This is a genomic window from Pseudomonas sp. C 49-2, from assembly GCF_003970195.1.
In the GTDB taxonomy this organism is placed as follows: Bacteria; Pseudomonadota; Gammaproteobacteria; order Pseudomonadales; family Pseudomonadaceae; genus Aquipseudomonas; species Aquipseudomonas canadensis.
Window position 1 is genome coordinate 80,377 of sequence record NZ_RXYG01000007.1, and the last position, 20,017, is coordinate 100,393.

The window sequence follows — 20,017 nt, forward strand, 5'->3', positions numbered from 1 at the left end:
TGTCTTCACGGTGCCGCCCAAAAAAAGCGGGTAGCCATGGCTACCCGCAAAATGCGCACAGAGAGGAGGAGCTTATCGCAACAGCGTTAGAACGTAGACTGGATTTTCAGGCCGGCCACCAACGCGTTGTCGACTTTGTCCACGCCGCCAGGCTGGACGACGTATTGCAGGTTAGGACGCACGGTCAGCCAGTTGGTCACCTTGATGCCGTAGTTGAGTTCGACGTTGTACTCGGTCTCGCGAATCGGCGTGTACAGCGGGTTGTCATAGTCGCTCACGCCATTGGCGGCGTTGAGCAGTTCAGAGTTTTTCTTTACGTCATCATTCACGTGCAGGCGAGCCACGCCAATACCGATGTCGTCTTTTGGACGCGCGTCGAATGGGCCTTTGTACACCAGCATGATCGACTGGTAATTGTCGACCAGGTTGGTTTCCTTGTCGTGGAAGGTGGCGTTGGCCGCGATGTTCAGGCCGCGGGAAGCGTCGCCGTTATGCGTGGTGAGTTGCTGTTGGGCAACGAACCAGTAGCCTTTCTTGCTGCTGCGGGTACGGAAGCTTTCACCCGTGAGGACCGCATTGCCACCGTTGACGTCTTCACGCACATCCGGAGCATCAGCCGCGCTCTTGTAGTAACCCACACGGTATTCGCCAGGCAGGTTGTTGACCTTCGGCGACCAAACCAATTCCACCGGAATCACGGTGCCCTTGGTGCCACTGCCGCTGAGTTTGAAGCCGTTGCCGTGCTCCAGTTGCGATGGGTTCTGGTTGTACGCACCGATCTGCGCATACAGCTCAGGCGTGATGTTGTACTTCACGCGGATCGCGGCCTGGCTGACGGGCCAGTTGTACCAGGTGTTGACGTAGTTACCCACTTGCGAGCCGCAGAACGACAGGTTCTGGAAGTCGCACGGGAAGGTGTTGAAGTCTTCGCCTTCGCCGAAGTAACCGAGTTTCACGTCCAGCTTGTTGTCGAACATCTGGTGCTGAATCCAGAACTGGGTCAGACGCACCATGTGGCCACGGCCGTAGACTTCTTGAGACGAGCTCAGCGTGCCAGCACGCGGGTCGCCAATACGGTCGTTGGAGATGTTTTGGCCATTACGGTTGGTCAACTGGATCTTGGCCTGGGTGTTATCCCAGCCCCACAGCTTTTGCAGGTCCAGTGCCACACCGAGACCGAACTGGTCAGAGTAGCGACCGGTCTTGTCGTCGTTGTAACCGCCTTTGGCGTTGTAGCCCATCTCCCCAACGTAGTCAGCCTTGATGTCGATACCTTGCTCGATCAGCTTGGTACGCTCGCCACCCCAATCGCCCGTCATCCACTTGGAACTGGAGCTGAATGCATCGTCTGCCATCGCATTGGCGGACAATACCAGGGCTGCTGCAGCTGACAGTTGGCAGATCAGCCGAGTGTTGTTGTGTTGCTTTTTCATCCCTACATCCTCGTCTTTATTGTTATTAAACTGTTTTTATCTAACGCGGTTTACTTTTTTTATCTAAAACAACAAGTTATCTGCTTCAACGGCCTTTGAATTGGGCCACATTGTCGGCATGCCCCTGTGCGGGCAATGAAGAAGCAGTGCCCAGTCGCTCGCCGGTGTTGGCGTCGAACAGCAGTACCTTGGAAGGATCGAATTGCAGGGTCAGGGTCTCGCCCACCTGCGGTGCCACATCAGGCGCCAGGCGGCAGCAGACCTTGGTGTCATTCAGTTGCACGAACACCAGGGTGTCCGGGCCGGTCGGCTCGGTGACCTGCACCTCGGCACGGATGCTCGACGCACTGTCGCCCTCGCCCGACGCCAACATGATCTGCTCCGGGCGCAAGCCCAGGATCACGTCACGGTCTTCAAGGCCGGCATCAGTGGTGTTCAGCGCCAGTTCGCAACGGGCCTGGCCGCTGTCGAGCAGGGCCACCAGGCGACCGTCCTTGCGTTGCAGGCGCAGGGGCACGAAGTTCATCGGCGGCGAACCAATGAAGCTCGCCACGAACTGGTTGGCCGGGTTGTTGTAGATCTCTTTCGGCGTGCCGAACTGCTGGATGATGCCGTCCTTCATCACCGCGACCTTGTCACCCAGGGTCATCGCTTCGATCTGGTCGTGGGTCACGTAGACCGTGGTGGTCTTGAGACGCTGGTGCATCAGCTTCATTTCGGTACGCATCTCGACACGCAGCTTGGCGTCGAGGTTGGACAGCGGTTCGTCGAACAGGTAGATCTTCGGCCGACGCGCCAGGGCACGGCCCATGGCCACGCGCTGTTGCTGGCCGCCGGAGAGTTGGCCAGGCTTGCGGTTGAGCAGGTGTTCGATCTGCAGCAGCTTGGCCACGCGCGCCACTTCGGCGTCGATATCGGCCTGGGGCATCTTGCGAATCTTGAGGCCGAACTCGATGTTCTCGCGCACGCTCATGGTCGGGTACAGCGCGTAGGACTGGAACACCATGGCGATGTCACGGTCCTTGGGGCTCATGCCACTCACGTCCTGGTCGCCGATCATGATCGCGCCGCCAGTGATGGTCTCAAGCCCGGCGATGCAGTTCATCAGCGTGGATTTGCCGCACCCCGAAGGGCCGACCAGAATCAGGAATTCGCCTTCCTTGATCGACAGTTCGATGTTCTTCAAGGTGTCGGGCAGGCCGGCGCCATAGGTCTTGTTTACATTGCGAAGTTCAAGCGTAGCCATGATTACCCCTTGACCGCGCCGGCCGTGAGGCCGCGCACGAAATACTTGCCTGCGATCACATAGACCAGCAGGGTCGGCAGCCCGGCGATCATCGCCGCCGCCATATCCACGTTATATTCCTTGGCCCCGGTGCTGGTGTTGACCAGGTTGTTCAGCGCCACCGTGATGGGCTGAGAGTCGCCGCTGGAGAACACCACGCCGAACAGGAAGTCGTTCCAGATCTGGGTGAACTGCCAGATCAGGCAGACCATGATGATCGGGGTCGACATCGGCAGAATGATCTGACGGAAGATGGTGAAGAAACCTGCACCGTCCAAACGCGCGGCCTTGATCAGCGCATCCGGAATGCTCACGTAGTAGTTACGGAAGAACAGCGTGGTGAACGCCAGGCCGTAGACCACGTGCACAAACACCAGGCCGGTGGTGGTGCTGGCCAGACCCATTTTGCCGAGGGTGAACGACGCCGGCAGCAGCACGGTCTGGAACGGCAGGAAGCAGCCGAACAACAGCAGGCCGAAGAACAGCTGCGAGCCTTTGAAGCGCCAGAACGACAGCACATAACCGTTCAATGCACCGATGGCGGTGGAGATCAGTACGGCTGGAACGGTGATCTTGATCGAGTTCCAGAAGTAGCCGTCCACAGTGGCCCAGGCCTTGACCCAGCCAATGCCGGTAACCACGGTCGGCCAGCTCAGCAGGTTGCCGGAGCTGATATCTTCCGGGGTCTTGAAGCTGGTGAGCAGCATCACCACCAGCGGCACCAGGTAGAGCAGCACGGCAAGGATCAGCACCGCGTAGATCGCGATGCGACTCAGGCTGATAGGTGATTTGGAGGCGAGACTAGTCATTACGTTTGGTCCTCAGCTCGGAGTAGAGGTAAGGCACGATGATCGCGAGGATCGCACCGAGCATCAGGATGGCACTGGCCGAACCCATGCCCATCTGGCCACGGCTGAAGGTGAACGAGTACATGAACATCGCCGGCAGATCGGACGAGTAGCCGGGGCCGCCAGCCGTCATCGCCGCCACCAGGTCGAAGCTCTTGATCGCAATGTGCGCCAGGATCATCACCGCACTGAAGAACACCGGACGCAGGCTTGGCAGCACCACGCTCCAGTAAATGCGCGGCAGGCTCGCGCCGTCGATCTGCGCGGCACGCACGATGGATTGATCCACACCGCGCAGGCCAGCGAGGAACATCGCCATGATGAAGCCGGAGGCTTGCCAGACAGCGGCGATCACCAGGCAGTAGACCACGCGGTCCGGGTCGATCAGCCAGTCGAGACGAAAGCCTTCCCAGCCCCAGTCACGCAGGAGTTTGTCCAGGCCCATGCCTGGGTTGAGCAGCCATTTCCAGGCCGTACCAGTGACGATCATCGAGAGCGCCATCGGGTACAGGTAAATGGTGCGGATAAAGCCTTCACGTCGGATCTTCTGGTCGAGGAAGATCGCCAGGGTCACGCCAATCACTAGCGTGATGCCGATGAACATCCCGCCAAACACGGCCAGGTTCTTGCTCGCTACCCACCAGCGGTCGTTGTCGAACAACCGCGCGTATTGCGCAAGGCCCGCCCATTTGTAGCTTGGCAGGAACGTGGAATTGGTGAACGAGAGTACAAACGTCCACAGGATGTAGCCGTAGAAGCCCACCAACACGATGAACATGCTGGGCGCCAGCACCAGTTTGGGTAGCCAGCGCTGCAGTGCATCGAACGGCGAGGCTTTGCTGAACACAGCAACAGAACTCATGGGAAAATCCAGTACAGGGAAAAAGGACCAGCCAATAAACCTTATGACGCTGGCTTTGTGTGGGAGCGGGCTTGCTCGCGAAGCAGGCGGCGCGGTGTAACCGTTACACCGCGGTGATGCCTTCGCGAGCAAGTCCGCTCCCACACAAGCCCGGCTCCTACAAAAAGCCGTTACCAGACGTTACTTGGCCGATTTGATCGCAGCGCCAAGTTTCTTGGCGGTGTCGGCCGGGTCGGCTTTCGGGTCGTTGATGTAGTTGGTCACGACATCAAAGAACGCACCTTGCACCGCCAGGGTAGTGGCCATGTTGTGCGCCATGCTTGGCTGCAGGCCGCCGGTCTTGGCGTCTGCCAGGAAGTCCTTGGCAGCGGTCTGGGCGCAGGAGTCGAAGCCGTAGGAATCCATTTTGTTCAGCATGTCGTTGCGAACAGGGATCGAACCCTTGTTGATGCTGAACACTTTCTGGAAGTTTTCACCCAATACGACTTTGGCAATGTCCTGCTGACCAGCAGCGGTGCCTTTGTCTTTCTGCTTGAACACCGCCAGGGAGTCGATGTTGTAGGTGAAGGCTTTGTCGGTGCCTGGGAAGGCTACGCACTCGTAGTCCTTGCCGGCGACTTTCTTGGCGGCGGTCCATTCGGACTTGGCCCAGTCACCCATGATCTGCATGCCGGCCTTGCCGTTGATGACCTTGCCCGCTTCGAGGTTCCAGTCCTGACCTTTACCGTCGACGTCCATGTAGGTCGCGACTTTCTTCAGTTCGGTCAGCGACTTGACCATTTCCGGACCGGTCAGCGCAGCGTTATCCAGATCAACCAGAGCTTTCTTGTAGCCATCGGCACCCATCACAGACAGAACGACCGCTTCGAACACGGTGCTGTCCTGCCAAGGCTGACCACCGTGGGCGAGCGGAATGAAGCCCGCGGCTTTCAGCTTGTCGCCGGCTGCGTAGAATTCTTCGAGGGTGGTCGGGTTCTTGGTGATACCGGCTTTCTTGAAGACTTCCGGGTTGATCCACAGCCAGTTCACGCGGTGGATGTTGACCGGTACGGCGACGTAGTCACCGTCGTACTTCACGGTATCGGAGACTTTCTTGTCGAGCAGGGAGTCCCACTTCTCTTCTTTGGCGACGTCTTTGAGCACGTCGGTGTCGAGCAGGCCAGTGGACGCCCATTCCTGAATGTCGGGGCCTTTGATCTGGGCAACACCTGGCGGGTTACCGGCGACCGCGCGGCTTTTCAGCACGGTCATGGCGGTGGCGCCACCGCCACCTGCGACGGCGCCGTCTTTCCAGACGAAGCCATCTTTCTCAACCTGGGCCTTCAGGACATCTACGGCCGCCTTCTCACCGCCCGAGGTCCACCAATGCACAACTTCAACCGTACCTTTCGAGTCGGCGGCAAATGCAGAGAGAGGAAACAACGAGGCAATGGAAATAGCGACGGCGAGGCGATTAATCGCGTTCATCTGAGTACCTTTTCTTGTTGTTATGCATGCAAGTCTTAGGCTTGCGCTGCACGGAGTTTAAACATGGATTTTTCAGGCGCAGGTAACAAAGGGATGCACAAATGTCACCATCTGGTGACATAGCGCCCAGCCCCGATGGCACTGGCCATGCTTGGCGCCAGCGGCAGCGCAGGCAGCAATACCGCTTGCCAGGCATGGTACAGGTCCGGCTTGCCCCCCCAGATGTTGCTGCTGGGTTGGTTGTGTGGACTGAGTTCGTGGTGCCAACTGCCGTGGACACGGTCGATGAAGTGGGTTTCGCAAAACTCCCAGAAACGCCGGTACCAGGTTTCGTAATGCAACTCGCCCGTACGTTTGAGCAGGGCCTGGGCAGCGGCGCTGGCTTCAGCGTGGGTCCAATGCAGACGTTCACGCACCACCGGGCGCTGGTTCCAGTCGAGGGTGTAGACAATGCCGGGGGCGCCATCCACGGACCAGGCGTATTCGCAGGCGCTGGCGAACAGGCCCTTGGCATCGGTCACCAGCCACTCGGGCGTGGCGAGCCCGGCTTGTAGGCGCGCGGCTTCCAGGTGCAGCACCAGCCGCGCCCACTCAAAACCGTGGCCGGGGGTGATGCCGTAGGGGCGAAAGCCGTCGGCGGGGTTGTCTTCGTTGTAACCGAGCAAGGGTTGCCAGTGCGTGTCGAAATGTTCGATCACCATGAACTGGTTGCCGGCGGCGTGGGTGTGGATTACGCGCTCGACAATGCGCAACGCCCGGTCCAGCCAGCGTGTATCGCCGGTCACATCGGCCAGCGCGAGGAAGGCTTCGGTGGCGTGCATGTTGCTGTTGGCGCCGCGATAGGCTTCGATGCCGCTCCAGTCCTGGGCGAACGATTCGAGCATCACGCCTTCCTCCTCGCTCCAGAAAAACTGGTCGATGATATGGATGGCGTCGGTCAGAAGGGTGTGTGCACCCGGCGCACCGGCCACTACCGCCGAGCTGGCGGCCAGGGCAACAAACGCGTGCAGGTAAGCGGCCTTGCCACGGTTGCCATCAAGGGCGTAGGCCGTGGCGAACCAGCCACCGTGTTCACTGTCACGCAGCGGGCCACTGAGGGCTGCAACGCCATGTGCAACCAGCTCGGCATACCCCGGCAAGCCCAAGGCGTGAGCCATGGCAAAGCTGTGAGTCATGCGGGCAGTGTTCATGGTTTCGGCGTGGGCATCGGCCGGTAACTGGCCTTTGTCGTCCAGGTTGCCAAAGCCGTCGGCCAGTCGGGACGCCTTGGCAAACGCCAGCAGGCGCTGACCTTCGGCCGCGAGCCAGGCGTGATGGGCAGGCGCGTTCAGCCAACTGCTGGCAGGCAGCGGTTGCATGGTCATGGGTAGCCCTTATTGTTTTTTGTGGGATGACCGGAGTCTAAACAAGGGCGAGGTGGCGGCAAGTAACGAAGGGGATGGGAAATGTCACCAAGTGGTGACATTTCCATCGCCGCCTTATTGGCCGAGAGGGGTGATCTTCGCCGGCGCATTAAGTTGCTGGTTCAGGTTCTGCACCTGGCTTTGCAACGTGGTGATGTTGCGCGTGGTCTGGATGCGGAACACGTCGAACTCTTTATTGGTCGGTGCATCGCTGTTGGCCGGCTGATTCTCCTGGGCGCTCTTGAGCACCACAAGGTCCTGCTCGATACGTGCAATGGCGGCACTCGGGTTGCCCTGTTTCTTCAAGGCAGCCACGTCAGCGGAAAGCTCTTTGATTTCACTATCACGCTTGCCGACATCACCTTGCGACGCTTTAAGTGTCGCCACGGCGTCGGTCAACGCCTGGACCTGGCCCTGCAGCTTGCTGTTGGCATTGGACAGGTCGGTGGTGCTGGCGGTCATTTGCGCCAGGCGCTTATCCAACTCGGTGGCCTGCCCGGCCACGCCGACTTGCTGCTTGCCCTGCTCCAGCAACTGATTTTCAAGCTGCTTGATCTGCAGTTTCAGCGCTTCACTGCCGTTGTTGACGCTGGCCTCACTGGCCACCACCTTGCCGGAAATGTCCTGCAGGCGCCCCGCCGCTTCCTCACTGATGCGCGCGAAGCTTTCCTGGGTGGCCACCAACTGCTGGCCCATCAGGGAGATCTGCTGGAAGCTCCACCAGGCCAGGCCCGCAAAGGCAATCAGCAGCGCGCCGATCAAGGCCCACAATGGCCCGGTGCTGGCGCTCTTGACCTTGACCACCTTGGTGTTGCGCGAGCGCACCGAGGTGGCTGGGGTCGGTTCGAAATCATCGTCATCCCCGACATCGGCCCGCAGGCTGGGAACGTTGTCGAAGTCGTCTTTAGCATCGTTGCGCATGTATCAACCCTGAATCGGTGAAGTGGCGAGCGACGGGAGTATAAACCGCGTTCCCGGCGCACTGATCGACTCGGAACGCCGGATTCGGTTCCCGAAGTGTTGCCGCTTGTGTGCTTACTTGCCCCCCGGATCCTGGGCTTTCCACCAACTGCAGAACTCGTCCAGGGCAGTCCACAGGCTGACCTTGGGCTCGTAGTCCAGATAATGCCTGGCGCGGCTGATGTCGAGGGTGAAATCTTTGTTCATCACTTGCATGCCTAGGCGCGACAGTGACGGCTCCGGACGCCCGGGCCACATCGCGCAAAACGCCTCGTTGAGCGCCGCCACGCTGTAGGACAAACCGTAGGACCGATACCGCGTCACCTGCGGCATTTCCATTTGACGCATCACGTAGTTCACCACATCCCACACCGGCACCGGCGCACCGTTGCTGATGTTGTAGGCCCTGCCCAATGCCGAGCCCGGCGCGAGCAAACTGCTGAGCAAGGCTTCGTTGAGGTTGTGCACGCTGGTGAAGTCGACCTTGTTCAGGCCGTCGCCGACGATGGCCAGGCGGTTCTTGCGCTGCATGTTCAACAGGCGCGGGAAGATGCTCATGTCGCCGGCGCCCGTGACGAATCGCGGGCGCAGGGCAATCACTTCGAGGCCGAATTCCTGGGCACCGAACACCTTTTGCTCGGCCAGGTATTTGGTGGCGGCATAAGGGTGCTTGAAGCGCTTGGGCACTTGCTCTTCCGTCAGGCCCAGGTGGTCGCGGCCGTCAAAGTAGATGGAGGGCGATGACAAATGCACCAAACGCCCGACGTGCTGCTTGAGGCAGGCTTCGACGACGTTCTCGGTGACCAGCACGTTGCCTTGATGAAAATCCTGATACTTGCCCCATAGGCCGACGGCGCCAGCGCAATGCACCACGGCTTCAACGTCACGGCACAGGTCGCGTACCAGGTCGGCGTCATTCAGATCACCCTGGATAAACTCGGCGCCGCGCCTGACCAGGTGCTCCACACCTTCGGCACGTCGCCCGTTGACCCGCACGTCCAGGCCCTGCTCCAGGGCGAAACGCGCAAAGCGTCCGCCAATGAAGCCGCTTGCGCCGGTGACCAGAATCTTCATGTATTACCCCATGTTCTTTCGTTTTTCATCGCTGTTGCCTTGACGCGCGCCATCACTCCAACGGCACCAACCATTGACCACAGGCCTGGGCCAGATGGTTGGTCAACAACCCCAACAGTTGCCCGCCACTGCGCCAATGATGCCAGTACAACGGCACATCGATGGGCTTATCTGGCAATAACTCGACCAATATGCCCTTTTCCAACTGGTCGCGAACCTGCAATTCCGGCACCAGCCCCCACCCCAGGCCCGCCTCTGTCAAGCGGATGAAGCCTTCGGACGATGGGCATAAATGATGCTCGAAACCGCCGTCCACGCCGAGGGATGCCAGGTAGCGGTGCTGCAGGAAATCATCCGGCCCGAACACCAATGCCGGGGTGCGCGCCAGTTGATCCGCCCGTACGCCCTGGGGAAAGTGCCGGGCGATAAAGGCCGGGCTGGCCAGCGCGCGATAGCGCATGGCACCCAGCAACAGGCTGCGCGCGCCCGCCACCGGACGCTCGCTGGCGCAGATACAAGCCGCTACTTCACCCGCGCGCATGCGTTTGAGACCGACGGTCTGGTCTTCCACGACCAAATCCAGCAGCAGATGCTGCTCAGCGCAAAACCCACTGACGGCCTCGGCCCACCACGTGGCGAGGCTGTCGGCGTTCAACGCGATGCGCAGGCGTTCGGGCATGCCCTCTTCATCCAGCGCTGGCACCTGGCTTTGCAGGTCACGCTCCAGCAGGCGCACCTGTTGCACATGGTTGAGCAGGCGCCGGCCGATATCGGTGGGCGTCGGCGGTGTGGCCCGCACCAATACCGGCTGGCCAATGCGCGCCTCCAGCAACTTGATGCGCTGGGAGATTGCCGATTGCGACAGTCCCAGCACTTGTGCGGCGCGTTCGAAGCCGGCCTGTTCCACCACTGCCGCCAAGGCAGAGAGCAATTTATAGTCGAACATCAGTTTCTCTAATGAGCGATCAGCAATATTGGTTTTTCTTATACAGCCTGCACCCTGAGAATAGCCAGCATCGCTTCTCTCTTTATAAGGAACCTCCCATGGCTGGCGAAACCGCCCTGGCAACCCTGCTGCGCAGCATGAGCCCCCAGCTCAATGACGGCGACTACGTGTTCTGCACCGTGCCCGACAACCGCATCCCGGCTGGCTGCGAGGTGATCGGCAGCTTTCGCGAGCAGGAAGGCCTGACCCTGATCGTTGAACGTCAACAAGCGGAACAGGCCGGCCTGGCGTTTGACTACGTCGCCGCGTGGATCACCTTGAACGTGCATTCGGCCCTGGAAGCCGTGGGCCTCACCGCCGCTTTCGCCAGTGCGCTGGGCCAGGCCGGCATCAGTTGCAATGTGATTGCCGGCTATTACCACGACCACCTGTTCGTCGGACGTGCCGATGCCGAGCGCGCCCTGCAGGTGTTGCGGCAACTGGCAGCAGACGCGGAGTAAATGCTATGTGGCAGAGTTATCTGAATGGTTTGCTGGTGGCACTGGGCCTGATCATGGCCATCGGCACTCAGAATGCCTTTGTGCTGGCGCAAAGCCTGCGCCGCGAACATCACCTGCCAGTCGCCGCGCTATGCGTGGTGTGTGATGCCCTGCTGGTGGCCGCTGGGGTGTTCGGCCTGGCGACGGTGCTGGCGCAAAGCCCGGTGCTGCTGGCGGTGGCACGTTGGGGCGGCGCGGCATTCCTGATCTGGTACGGCGCCTGCGCACTGCGCCGGGCGTTTTCGAAACAAAGCCTGGACCAAGGCGACAATCTCAAGGTGCGCTCACTGCGCGCGGTGCTGCTGAGCGCACTGGCCGTGACCTTGCTCAACCCGCACGTGTACCTGGACACCGTGTTGCTGATCGGCTCACTCGGCGCCCAACAGACCGAGCCCGGCGCCTACGTGGCCGGTGCCGCCAGCGCGTCGTTCCTGTGGTTTACCACCCTGGCACTCGGCGCGGCGTGGCTGGCCCCCTGGCTGGCGCGCCCGGCCACGTGGCGTTTGCTCGACCTGTTGGTGGCCGCGATGATGTTCAGCGTGGCCTATCAACTGATCACCGCCTGAGGAATATTCCAAAACGCTCTGGAACCTCTATCCCACACAGTTGTTGCGTGGTTTTGCCGCACCCCCGGTGCTATGATCCGGACCCTGCGCCGCAAAGAGTACAAACTCCCCGGCGCTTGTTTGGCCGCCCGTGATCGGCCTTGCGCTCACCGCAACTGACCTGATTAGGAGAATCATCATGGCTTTCGAATTGCCGCCGCTGCCCTACGCACACGATGCCCTGCAGCCGCACATCTCCAAGGAAACCTTGGAATATCACCACGACAAGCACCACAACACCTACGTCGTGAACCTGAACAACCTGGTGCCAGGCACCGAGTTCGAAGGCAAGACCCTGGAAGAGATCGTCAAATCCTCTTCGGGCGGCATCTTCAACAACGCCGCTCAGGTCTGGAACCACACTTTCTACTGGAACTGCCTGGCGCCAAACGCCGGCGGCCAACCAACCGGCGCATTGGCTGAAGCCATCAACGCCGCGTTCGGTTCGTTCGACAAGTTCAAGGAAGAGTTCACCAAAACCTCCGTCGGCACCTTCGGTTCCGGTTGGGGCTGGCTGGTGAAAAAGGCTGACGGTTCCCTGGCACTGGCCAGCACCATCGGCGCCGGCAACCCGCTGACCAACGGCGACACTCCGCTGCTGACCTGCGACGTGTGGGAACATGCCTACTACATCGACTACCGCAACGTGCGTCCAAAGTATGTGGAAGCGTTCTGGAACCTGGTCAACTGGAAGTTCGTGGCTGAGCAGTTCGAAGGCAAGACCTTCACTGCCTAAGCACTGCTTGCAGTAAAAAAGAGCCCGGCGAATGCCGGGCTTTTTCATGCGCCATGGAACCGAGTGACAAGCCTTGACCACGCAGTCTCTGGAGAGGAATCAGCCTTTCTTATCTGTCGGAGAAATCACCATGACCATTGGCGCACTCGCAGCTCTGCCTATCGTTGGCGACCTCGTCAAAACCGCTGGCGACATCACCAAGTCCCTCGCACCGCTGGCCCAACCCTTTGCTGACGTCGCAGCCAAGGCTTTGGGCAAGATGCTTGACCAGACTTTCGAACCCACCCAGAAATCGGTGGATTTTTCGAACACACAGGAAATCGGAAAACGCACGCTGACGTTCTAAACGACCCGCCGCTGCGGCCTCGTAACGGGCGGGCGGACAGCAATCCGCCTCGCCTCCCCCTTCAAACCCGGTTTTACCCCAATGTTCCTTTGACTGCCCTCACCAGATTGCCAATACTCATGGCATATTGAGGCCACCCGCATGGAACAAGGAATGACCCTTTGAAGCTGGAACTCAAGAACAGCTTGTCGGTGAAGTTGCTACGGGTTGTGCTGCTGTCGGCATTGATCGTGGGCGTAGCGCTGAGCGTGGCGCAGATCGTTTTCGATGCCTACAAGACGCGCCAGGCCGTGGCCGGCGATGCCCAGCGCATCCTCGACATGTTTCGCGACCCCTCGACCCAGGCCGTCTACAGCCTGGACCGCGAGATGGGCATGCAAGTGATTGAGGGCCTGTTCCAGGATGATGCCGTGCGCATGGCGTCCATCGGCCATCCCAACGAGACCATGCTGGCCGAAAAAAGCCGCGCCCTGCAGCAATCGTCCAGCCGTTGGTTGACCGATCTGATACTCGGCCAGGAACGCACATTCACCACCGCTTTGGTCGGCAAAGGCCCCTACAGCGAGTATTACGGCGACCTGAGCATCACCCTTGACACGGCCACCTACGGCAAGGGGTTTATTGTCAGTTCGGTGATCATCTTTATTTCCGGGGTGTTGCGCGCGCTGGCGATGGGGCTGGTGCTGTACCTGGTCTACCACTGGCTGCTGACCAAGCCGCTGTCACGGATCATCGGGCACCTGACCTCCATCAACCCCGACCGGCCCAGCGAACACAAGATCCCGCAGCTCAAGGGCCACGAGCGCAACGAACTGGGGTTGTGGATCAATACTGCCAATCAGTTGCTTGAATCCATCGAACGCAATACCCATCTGCGCCATGAAGCTGAAAGCAGCCTGCTGCGCATGGCGCAGTACGATTTCCTGACTGGCCTGCCGAACCGCCAAAAGCTACAGGAGCAGTTGGACAAGATCCTCATCGACGCCGGCCGCCGCCAGCGCCGTGTGGCTGTGCTGTGTGTGGGGCTGGACGACTTCAAAAGTGTCAACGAGCAGTTCACCTACCAGGCTGGCGACAAACTGCTATTGGCGTTGGCTGACCGCTTGCGCGCCCACAGCGGTCGCCTTGGCGCATTGGCCCGATTGGGCGGCGACCAGTTCGCCCTGGTGCAGGCCGATATCGACCAGCCCTACGAAGCCGCCGAACTGGCGCAAAGCATCCTCGATGACCTGGAAGCAGAATTCGCTCTCGACCACGAAGGCATCCGCCTGCGCGCCACGATCGGCATCACCCTGTTCCCGGAAGACGGTGACAGCACCGAAAAGCTGCTGCAGAAAGCCGAGCAGACCATGACCCTCGCCAAGACCCGCTCGCGCAATCGCTACCAGTTCTATATCGCCAGCGTTGACAGCGAAATGCGCCGTCGCCGCGAGCTGGAAAAAGACCTGCGCGACGCCCTCAGCCGCGACCAGTTCCACCTGGTGTACCAGCCGCAGATCAGCTACCGCGATCATCATGTGGTCGGCGTGGAAGCGCTGATCCGCTGGCAGCACCCGGAACACGGCCTGGTGCCGCCGGATCTGTTTATCCCCTTGGCCGAGCAGAACGGCACCATCATCCCGATTGGCGAATGGGTGCTGGACCAGGCCTGCCGACAGCTACGCGAATGGCACGACCTGGGTTTCACCGAGCTGCGCATGGCGGTCAACCTGTCCACCGTGCAGTTACACCACACCGAGTTGCCGCGGGTGGTCAACAACCTGATGCAGATCTACCGCCTACCACCGCGCAGCTTGGAACTGGAAGTCACCGAGACCGGCCTGATGGAAGACATCAGCACCGCCGCCCAGCACCTGCTGAGCCTGCGCCGTTCCGGGGCATTGATTGCGATTGATGACTTCGGCACCGGCTACTCATCCCTTAGCTATCTAAAAAGCCTGCCTCTGGACAAGATCAAGATCGACAAGAGCTTCGTGCAGGACCTGCTGGATGATGACGACGACGCCACCATCGTGCGGGCGATCATCCAACTGGGCAAAAGCCTGGGCATGCAAGTGATCGCCGAAGGTGTGGAAACCGCCGAGCAGGAGGCCTATATCATCTCCGAAGGCTGCCATGAAGGTCAGGGTTACCACTACAGCAAACCCCTGCCGGCACGAGAGCTGGCGGCGTTCTTGAAGCAGTCGGAACGCAATAACGCCGCAATTCTTTGACCCGGTAAACCGATACTGAATATTTCCCGCGTTTAACCCTTTACACAAAATGCAAATCTTTCGCATTATGTCGCAGTTTTTGCGCTCCCCCGCGCGCCCCATCAACAACCGAAGCAGGATGTTCGCCATGATTCGTATGCCCCTGGCCACCGCCAGTCTGCTGGCCATTGCCATTTCTCTCGCCGGTTGCGGCGAAGGTAAAGACAAGGCCGCAGCGCCCCAGGCGCCGACCCCGGCTGCCAGCACTACCGCTCCAGCGGCTGCCACGCCTGCCGGCCAGGTCGACGAAGCCGCCGCCAAGGCCGTGGTCGCGCATTACGCTGACATGGTGTTCGCGGTCTACAGCGATGCCGAGTCCACCGCGAAAACCCTGCAAACCGCGATCGACGCATTCCTCGCCAAGCCGAACGACGAAACCCTGAAAGCCGCGCGCACCGCCTGGATCGCCGCTCGCGTTCCTTACCTGCAGAGCGAAGTGTTCCGCTTCGGCAACACCATCATCGACGACTGGGAAGGCCAGGTGAACGCATGGCCGCTGGACGAAGGCCTGATCGACTACGTCGACAAGTCTTACGAACACGCTTTGGGTAACCCAGGTGCCACCGCTAATATCATTGCCAACAACGAAATCCAGGTCGGCGAAGACAAGGTCGACGTGAAAGACATCACCCCGGAAAAACTCGCCAGCCTCAACGAGCTGGGCGGTTCCGAGGCCAACGTCGCCACCGGCTACCACGCTATCGAATTCCTGCTCTGGGGCCAGGACCTGAACGGCACCGGCCCAGGCGCCGGCAACCGTCCTGCGTCGGACTACCTGACCGGCGACGGCGCCACCGGCGGCCACAACGAGCGTCGCCGCGCCTACCTGAGCGCTGTGACCCAACTGCTGGTCAGCGACCTGGAAGAAATGGTCGGCAACTGGAAACCCAACGTCGAAGACAACTACCGCGCCACCCTGGAGGCAGAACCTGCCACCGACGGCCTGCGCAAAATGCTGTTCGGCATGGGCAGCCTGTCCCTGGGCGAACTGGCTGGTGAGCGCATGAAGGTTTCCCTGGAAGCCAACTCGCCGGAAGACGAGCAGGACTGCTTCAGCGACAACACCCACAACTCGCACTTCTACGACGCCAAGGGTATCCGCAACGTCTACCTGGGCGAGTACACCCGCGTCGACGGCACCAAAATGACCGGCGCCAGCCTGTCATCCCTGGTGGCCAAGGCCGACCCGGCAGCCGACACCGCGCTCAAAGCCGACCTGGCAGCCACCGAAGCGAAGATCCAGGTCATGGTTGACCACGCCAACAAGGGTGAGCACTACGACCAATTGATCGCTGCTGGTAACGATGCCGGCAATCAGATCGTCCGTGACGCCATCGCGGCACTGGTCAAGCAGACCGGTTCGATCGAAGCCGCTGCGGGCAAGCTGGGCATCAGCGACCTGAACCCGGACAGCGCTGATCACGAGTTCTGATCAGTAGCGTGTAGAAAAAGGCGACCTTCGGGTCGCCTTTTTTGTGTGCGCTACCTGCTACCACACAACTCCTGTGGGAGCTGGCTTGCCTGCGATAGCGAGCTGTCAGTTGACGAATGTTTCGCAGACCCACCGCTATCGCAGGCAAGCCAGCTCCCACACTTGACCGGTTTCGCCTCGGACGCCCCGGTTTACAAGACCTGCACCGCAGGTAGAATGGCGCCTCTGCCCAATAACCCCGAGCTCACTTCATGGCGTTGCCGACCCTACGCATCATCGGTTTCATCATCGGCATCTTCCTGATCACCCTCGCGATCGCCATGGTCGTGCCAATGGCAACCCTGGTGATCTTCGAACGCACCAGCGACCTGCCCTCGTTCCTGTGGGCCAGCATGATCACTTTTATCGCCGGCCTGGCGCTGGTGATTCCCGGTCGTCCCGAGCATGTGCACTTGCGCCCGCGGGACATGTACCTGCTGACCGTTACAAGCTGGGTGGTGGTGTGTATCTTCGCCGCGTTGCCCTTTTTGCTGACCCAGCACATCAGCTACACCGACTCGTTTTTCGAAAGCATGTCTGGCATCACCGCCACCGGCTCCACGGTGCTGAGCGGCCTGGATGCCATGTCGCCGGGCATCCTGATGTGGCGTTCACTGCTGCACTGGCTGGGCGGTATCGGCTTTATCGGCATGGCAGTAGCGATCCTGCCGCTGCTGCGCATCGGTGGCATGCGCCTGTTCCAGACCGAGTCCTCGGATCGCTCGGAAAAGGTCATGCCCCGCTCGCACATGGTGGCGCGGCTGATCGTGGCGGCCTACGTGGGTATTACCATTCTCGGCAGCCTGGCGTTCTGGTGGGCTGGGATGGGCTTGTTCGATGCGATCAACCACGCGATGTCGGCGATTTCCACAGGTGGGTTCTCCACCTCTGATGAATCCCTGGCGCACTGGAAACAACCGGCGGTGCACTGGGTGGCGGTGGTGGTGATGATCCTCGGCAGTTTGCCGTTCACTTTGTACGTGGCCACATTGCGCGGCAACCGCCGAGCGCTGATCAAGGACCAGCAGGTACAAGGCCTGCTCGGTTTGTTGATCGTGACCTGGCTGGTGCTCGGCACCTGGTACTGGTGGACCACCAACCTGCACTGGCTGGACGCACTGCGTCATGTGGCGCTGAACGTCACGTCGGTGGTGACGACTACAGGCTTTGCACTGGGCGACTACAGCCTGTGGGGCAACTTCTCACTGATGCTGTTCTTCTACCTGGGCTTTATCGGCGGCTGCTCGGGCTCCACGGCGGGCGGGATCAAGATCTTCCGGTTCCAGGTCGCCTATATCCTGCTCAAGGCCAACTTGAACCAGCTTATTCACCCACGTGCGGTGATCAAGCAGAAGTACAACGGCCACCGTCTTGACGAAGAAATCGTACGCTCGATCCTGACCTTTTCGTTCTTCTTCGCCATCACCATCTGCGCCATTGCCCTGGCCTTGTCGCTGCTCGGCCTGGACTGGATGACTGCCTTGACCGGTGCCGCGAGTACCGTCTCGGGCGTGGGCCCGGGCCTGGGCGAAACCATTGGCCCGGCGGGTAATTTCGCCAGCCTGCCGGATGCGGCCAAGTGGATCCTGTCGCTGGGCATGCTGCTCGGCCGGCTGGAGATCATTACGGTCTTTGTTCTGTGCATTCCGGCGTTTTGGCGCCACTGACGCCCGACACTTCCAGCAACCGCGCCCGGTATTCGCCGGGCGTGGCATCAAACCAGCGTCGAAACGCGCGGAAGAAGTTGCTTGGATCGGCAAAGCCCAGCAGGTAGGCAATTTCCAGCAGGGTCATGCTGGGCTGCGCCAGGTATTGCTCGGCCAGTTCACGGCGGGTGTCGTCGAGCAAGGTCTGGAAGCTGGTGCCCTCCTCTTGCAAGCGCCGCTGCAAAGTGCGCTGGGACAAGTGCAGCGTCTGGGCTACCACTTCACGCTTGGGCTCGCCCTGGGGCAACAGGCGGCACAACACCTGCCGCGCCTTATGGGTCACGCGGCTTTCCGAGAAACGCGCCAGGTATTCACCGGCAAATCGATCATGCAGCAGGGCCATGGCCTCATTGGCCGTGGGCAGCGGCGCGTCCATGTCCGCCTGTTCGAAAATCAGCGCGTCATAGGGCGCGTTGAATTCCAGCGGCGCATGGAAGGCTTGTTTATAGGGTGCCAGGTCCGCCGGTTGCTCACCTTGCAACACCACCTTGCGCGGCTGCAGGGTACGGCCGGTCAGCCAGCCACACAGGGCCAGGGCGCTGGCCAGCGAGGCTTCGGCACTTTGGCGGGTGGGGGGCAGATGATCACCGTGCACCGTCAGAATCAACGCATAACCTTCAGGGACCAATCTGAAACTCAGGTCGGCACTTTCGGCGATGATCCGCTGGTAGCGCACCAGGCGCATGAAGCCTTCGGCCAGGGTATTGCTGGACATCAGCGCGTAGCCGGCCACATGAAACGACGCCGGGCGCACCACTTTGCCCATGTTCAGGCCGATCGCCGGGTTGCCCGACAGCTCCACCGCCCGCTGCCACAGGCGGGTCATGGAATCCTGCGGGAACCGCGCATCGGGGTCGTTCAGGGCGGCGTAGTCGAGGCCGAGCTGCTTGAACAAGGCGCGGCAATCCAGGCCGTCCATTTCCAATGCCTTGACTATCCCCATCGCCCAGCTTGCAGAAGTTGTTCGTTCGCTCATGGCGTCTTCTTAATAAAGCAGGCTCAAACGGCAGCCAGGAAGCCAAGGATACTAAAGTGGCATCTATTGTCACTGGCTGTTACCACTGATCACTCTAGACTCAAATAAGCTCCCCGCCGAACATCTGTTGGGCGGCAAAACAATCAAAAGGGCCGGTCACCGTGGAAAACGTCAAGCGATTCAACAGCTTTGCTGAGTTCTACCCGTATTACCTGAGCGAACACGCCAACAGCACGTGCCGGCGCCTGCACTTTATCGGCACCACGCTGGTGATCGGCATTTTGGCGTATGCCATTGGCAGAGGTTCGCTTCTCCTGCTGATCGCCTTGCCGATCGCCGGTTACAGCTTTGCCTGGATCGGCCACTTCTTCTTCGAAAAGAACCGCCCAGCGACCTTTCAACACCCGTTCTACAGCCTGTTGGGGGATTTCGTGATGTACCGCGACATGATCCTGGGCAAGGTACCCTTCTAGCCAAACGACCGTTTAAACGATGAAAGTTCATCCATCTGCCGACATTAAAATCTTTTTGTCATTTGCAGTGCTGTATCCTGCCAAGGCTTTTTGAGAGCGCGGAATCACCTGCGATTGAAAAAACAGACCTTGCGAGGAGCGACGACGATGCACGAGATACCTAATCTCCCCTTCCCAAGCCTGCACCCTACAGAGCAGCCAACACCGCAGCAGGCCAGTGACAAACAGCCTGAGGCCAAAGAAGCAAAACCAGTCGACAGCGAAAGCCAGGACTGACGCCGTACCAGACCGTGTGGAAAGCGCAACATTGAGCGCTTTCCACACTGCCTGAATCAATCGAGACGCCCGCCATGACCGATACCCTCCCCGACAACCCGGACACCGCCGTACTCGACGCTGCCTTGCAGATGGTCGAGATCTGGAACCGCCTCAGCGCCGACAAACAAGCGCTGCTGCTCAAGCGTTTCGGCACCCAGGAAAACGCACTGGCCGCCCTGGTCACCACCCAATTGCTCGCCCCTACCCAAGCCTGACGTCTTTCTGAGCTGAGGTTTTTGCGTTTTACCGCCCTGCGCGAGCCAAACCACCGGTATCATTAGCAGCCTATCTTTACCTGCCGCGACAGTGGACCTCTC

Annotated in this window: 19 protein-coding genes; 9 read left to right on the forward strand and 10 right to left on the reverse strand. The window is 60.2% G+C overall.

What is annotated here, in order from left to right; all coding sequences use genetic code 11:
• Positions 1–86 precede the first annotated feature (86 nt).
• The 9 genes from EJ576_RS15560 to EJ576_RS15600 form a co-directional block, all read right to left on the reverse strand.
• Positions 87–1,433 (reverse strand): carbohydrate porin, encoded by a 1,347-nt coding sequence (locus EJ576_RS15560; RefSeq protein WP_122728515.1) that lies wholly within the window; start codon positions 1,431–1,433, stop codon positions 87–89.
• An 85-nt stretch (positions 1,434–1,518) separates the two neighbouring features.
• Positions 1,519–2,679, reverse strand: a complete 1,161-nt coding sequence (locus EJ576_RS15565) for an ABC transporter ATP-binding protein (protein ID WP_016975396.1) — start codon at positions 2,677–2,679, stop codon at positions 1,519–1,521.
• Positions 2,680–2,681: 2 nt separating this feature from the next.
• On the reverse strand, positions 2,682–3,527 hold the full coding sequence (locus tag EJ576_RS15570) for a carbohydrate ABC transporter permease (RefSeq protein ID WP_016975397.1): 846 nt from the start codon (positions 3,525–3,527) through the stop codon (positions 2,682–2,684).
• On the reverse strand, positions 3,520–4,428 hold the full coding sequence (locus tag EJ576_RS15575) for a carbohydrate ABC transporter permease (protein WP_028617701.1): 909 nt from the start codon (positions 4,426–4,428) through the stop codon (positions 3,520–3,522). The genes EJ576_RS15570 and EJ576_RS15575 overlap by 8 nt, the downstream gene beginning before the upstream one ends.
• A gap of 180 nt (positions 4,429–4,608) precedes the next feature.
• Entirely contained in the window at positions 4,609–5,895 is a 1,287-nt protein-coding gene (locus tag EJ576_RS15580) for an ABC transporter substrate-binding protein (protein ID WP_028617702.1), read from the reverse strand.
• A 104-nt stretch (positions 5,896–5,999) separates the two neighbouring features.
• Complete coding sequence (locus EJ576_RS15585; protein WP_126570675.1) at positions 6,000–7,259, reverse strand: AGE family epimerase/isomerase; 1,260 nt, start codon at positions 7,257–7,259, stop codon at positions 6,000–6,002.
• A gap of 114 nt (positions 7,260–7,373) precedes the next feature.
• Positions 7,374–8,219 (reverse strand): ATPase, encoded by an 846-nt coding sequence (locus EJ576_RS15590; RefSeq protein WP_122728519.1) that lies wholly within the window; start codon positions 8,217–8,219, stop codon positions 7,374–7,376.
• 114 nt (positions 8,220–8,333) lie between these two features.
• Entirely contained in the window at positions 8,334–9,332 is a 999-nt protein-coding gene (locus EJ576_RS15595) for an NAD(P)-dependent oxidoreductase (RefSeq protein WP_122728521.1), read from the reverse strand.
• A gap of 52 nt (positions 9,333–9,384) precedes the next feature.
• Complete coding sequence (locus EJ576_RS15600; RefSeq protein ID WP_126570676.1) at positions 9,385–10,278, reverse strand: LysR family transcriptional regulator ArgP; 894 nt, start codon at positions 10,276–10,278, stop codon at positions 9,385–9,387.
• A gap of 98 nt (positions 10,279–10,376) precedes the next feature.
• Here EJ576_RS15600 and EJ576_RS15605 point away from each other — a divergent pair, with 98 nt between their 5' ends.
• The 7 genes from EJ576_RS15605 (at position 10,377) to EJ576_RS15640 (ending at position 17,894) form a co-directional block, all read left to right on the forward strand.
• On the forward strand, positions 10,377–10,778 hold the full coding sequence (locus EJ576_RS15605; RefSeq protein ID WP_016975404.1) for an ACT domain-containing protein: 402 nt from the start codon (positions 10,377–10,379) through the stop codon (positions 10,776–10,778).
• A 5-nt stretch (positions 10,779–10,783) separates the two neighbouring features.
• Positions 10,784–11,383 (forward strand): LysE/ArgO family amino acid transporter, encoded by a 600-nt coding sequence (locus tag EJ576_RS15610; protein WP_126570677.1) that lies wholly within the window; start codon positions 10,784–10,786, stop codon positions 11,381–11,383.
• A gap of 178 nt (positions 11,384–11,561) precedes the next feature.
• Positions 11,562–12,158, forward strand: coding sequence for a superoxide dismutase (locus EJ576_RS15615; RefSeq protein WP_003175739.1), 597 nt, complete (start codon positions 11,562–11,564; stop codon positions 12,156–12,158).
• Positions 12,159–12,231: 73 nt separating this feature from the next.
• Positions 12,232–12,504, forward strand: a complete 273-nt coding sequence (locus EJ576_RS15620) for a hypothetical protein (protein ID WP_240037364.1) — start codon at positions 12,232–12,234, stop codon at positions 12,502–12,504.
• Positions 12,505–12,665: 161 nt separating this feature from the next.
• Positions 12,666–14,717 (forward strand): bifunctional diguanylate cyclase/phosphodiesterase, encoded by a 2,052-nt coding sequence (locus EJ576_RS15625; RefSeq protein WP_123478525.1) that lies wholly within the window; start codon positions 12,666–12,668, stop codon positions 14,715–14,717.
• Between the two features lie 127 nt (positions 14,718–14,844).
• Entirely contained in the window at positions 14,845–16,188 is a 1,344-nt protein-coding gene (locus EJ576_RS15630; RefSeq protein WP_028617710.1) for an imelysin family protein, read from the forward strand.
• A gap of 251 nt (positions 16,189–16,439) precedes the next feature.
• Positions 16,440–17,894: a TrkH family potassium uptake protein gene (locus EJ576_RS15640; RefSeq protein WP_028617711.1), complete on the forward strand. Its 1,455-nt coding sequence runs from the start codon at positions 16,440–16,442 to the stop codon at positions 17,892–17,894.
• Here the strand turns inward: EJ576_RS15640 and EJ576_RS15645 are convergent.
• Positions 17,851–18,909 carry an AraC family transcriptional regulator gene (locus tag EJ576_RS15645; protein WP_122728533.1) on the reverse strand — a complete coding sequence of 353 codons (1,059 nt, stop codon included), beginning with the start codon at positions 18,907–18,909 and terminating at the stop codon, positions 17,851–17,853. The genes EJ576_RS15640 and EJ576_RS15645 overlap by 44 nt on opposite strands.
• 161 nt (positions 18,910–19,070) lie before the next feature.
• Between EJ576_RS15645 and EJ576_RS15650 the strand changes: the two genes are divergently transcribed.
• Both EJ576_RS15650 and EJ576_RS15655 read left to right on the forward strand, forming a co-directional pair.
• On the forward strand, positions 19,071–19,382 hold the full coding sequence (locus EJ576_RS15650; RefSeq protein ID WP_016975413.1) for a DUF962 domain-containing protein: 312 nt from the start codon (positions 19,071–19,073) through the stop codon (positions 19,380–19,382).
• Between the two features lie 350 nt (positions 19,383–19,732).
• A complete protein-coding gene (locus tag EJ576_RS15655) occupies positions 19,733–19,915 on the forward strand; it encodes a hypothetical protein (RefSeq protein ID WP_095017413.1) in 183 nt (60 codons plus the stop codon).
• The last annotated feature ends 102 nt before the right edge of the window (positions 19,916–20,017 follow it).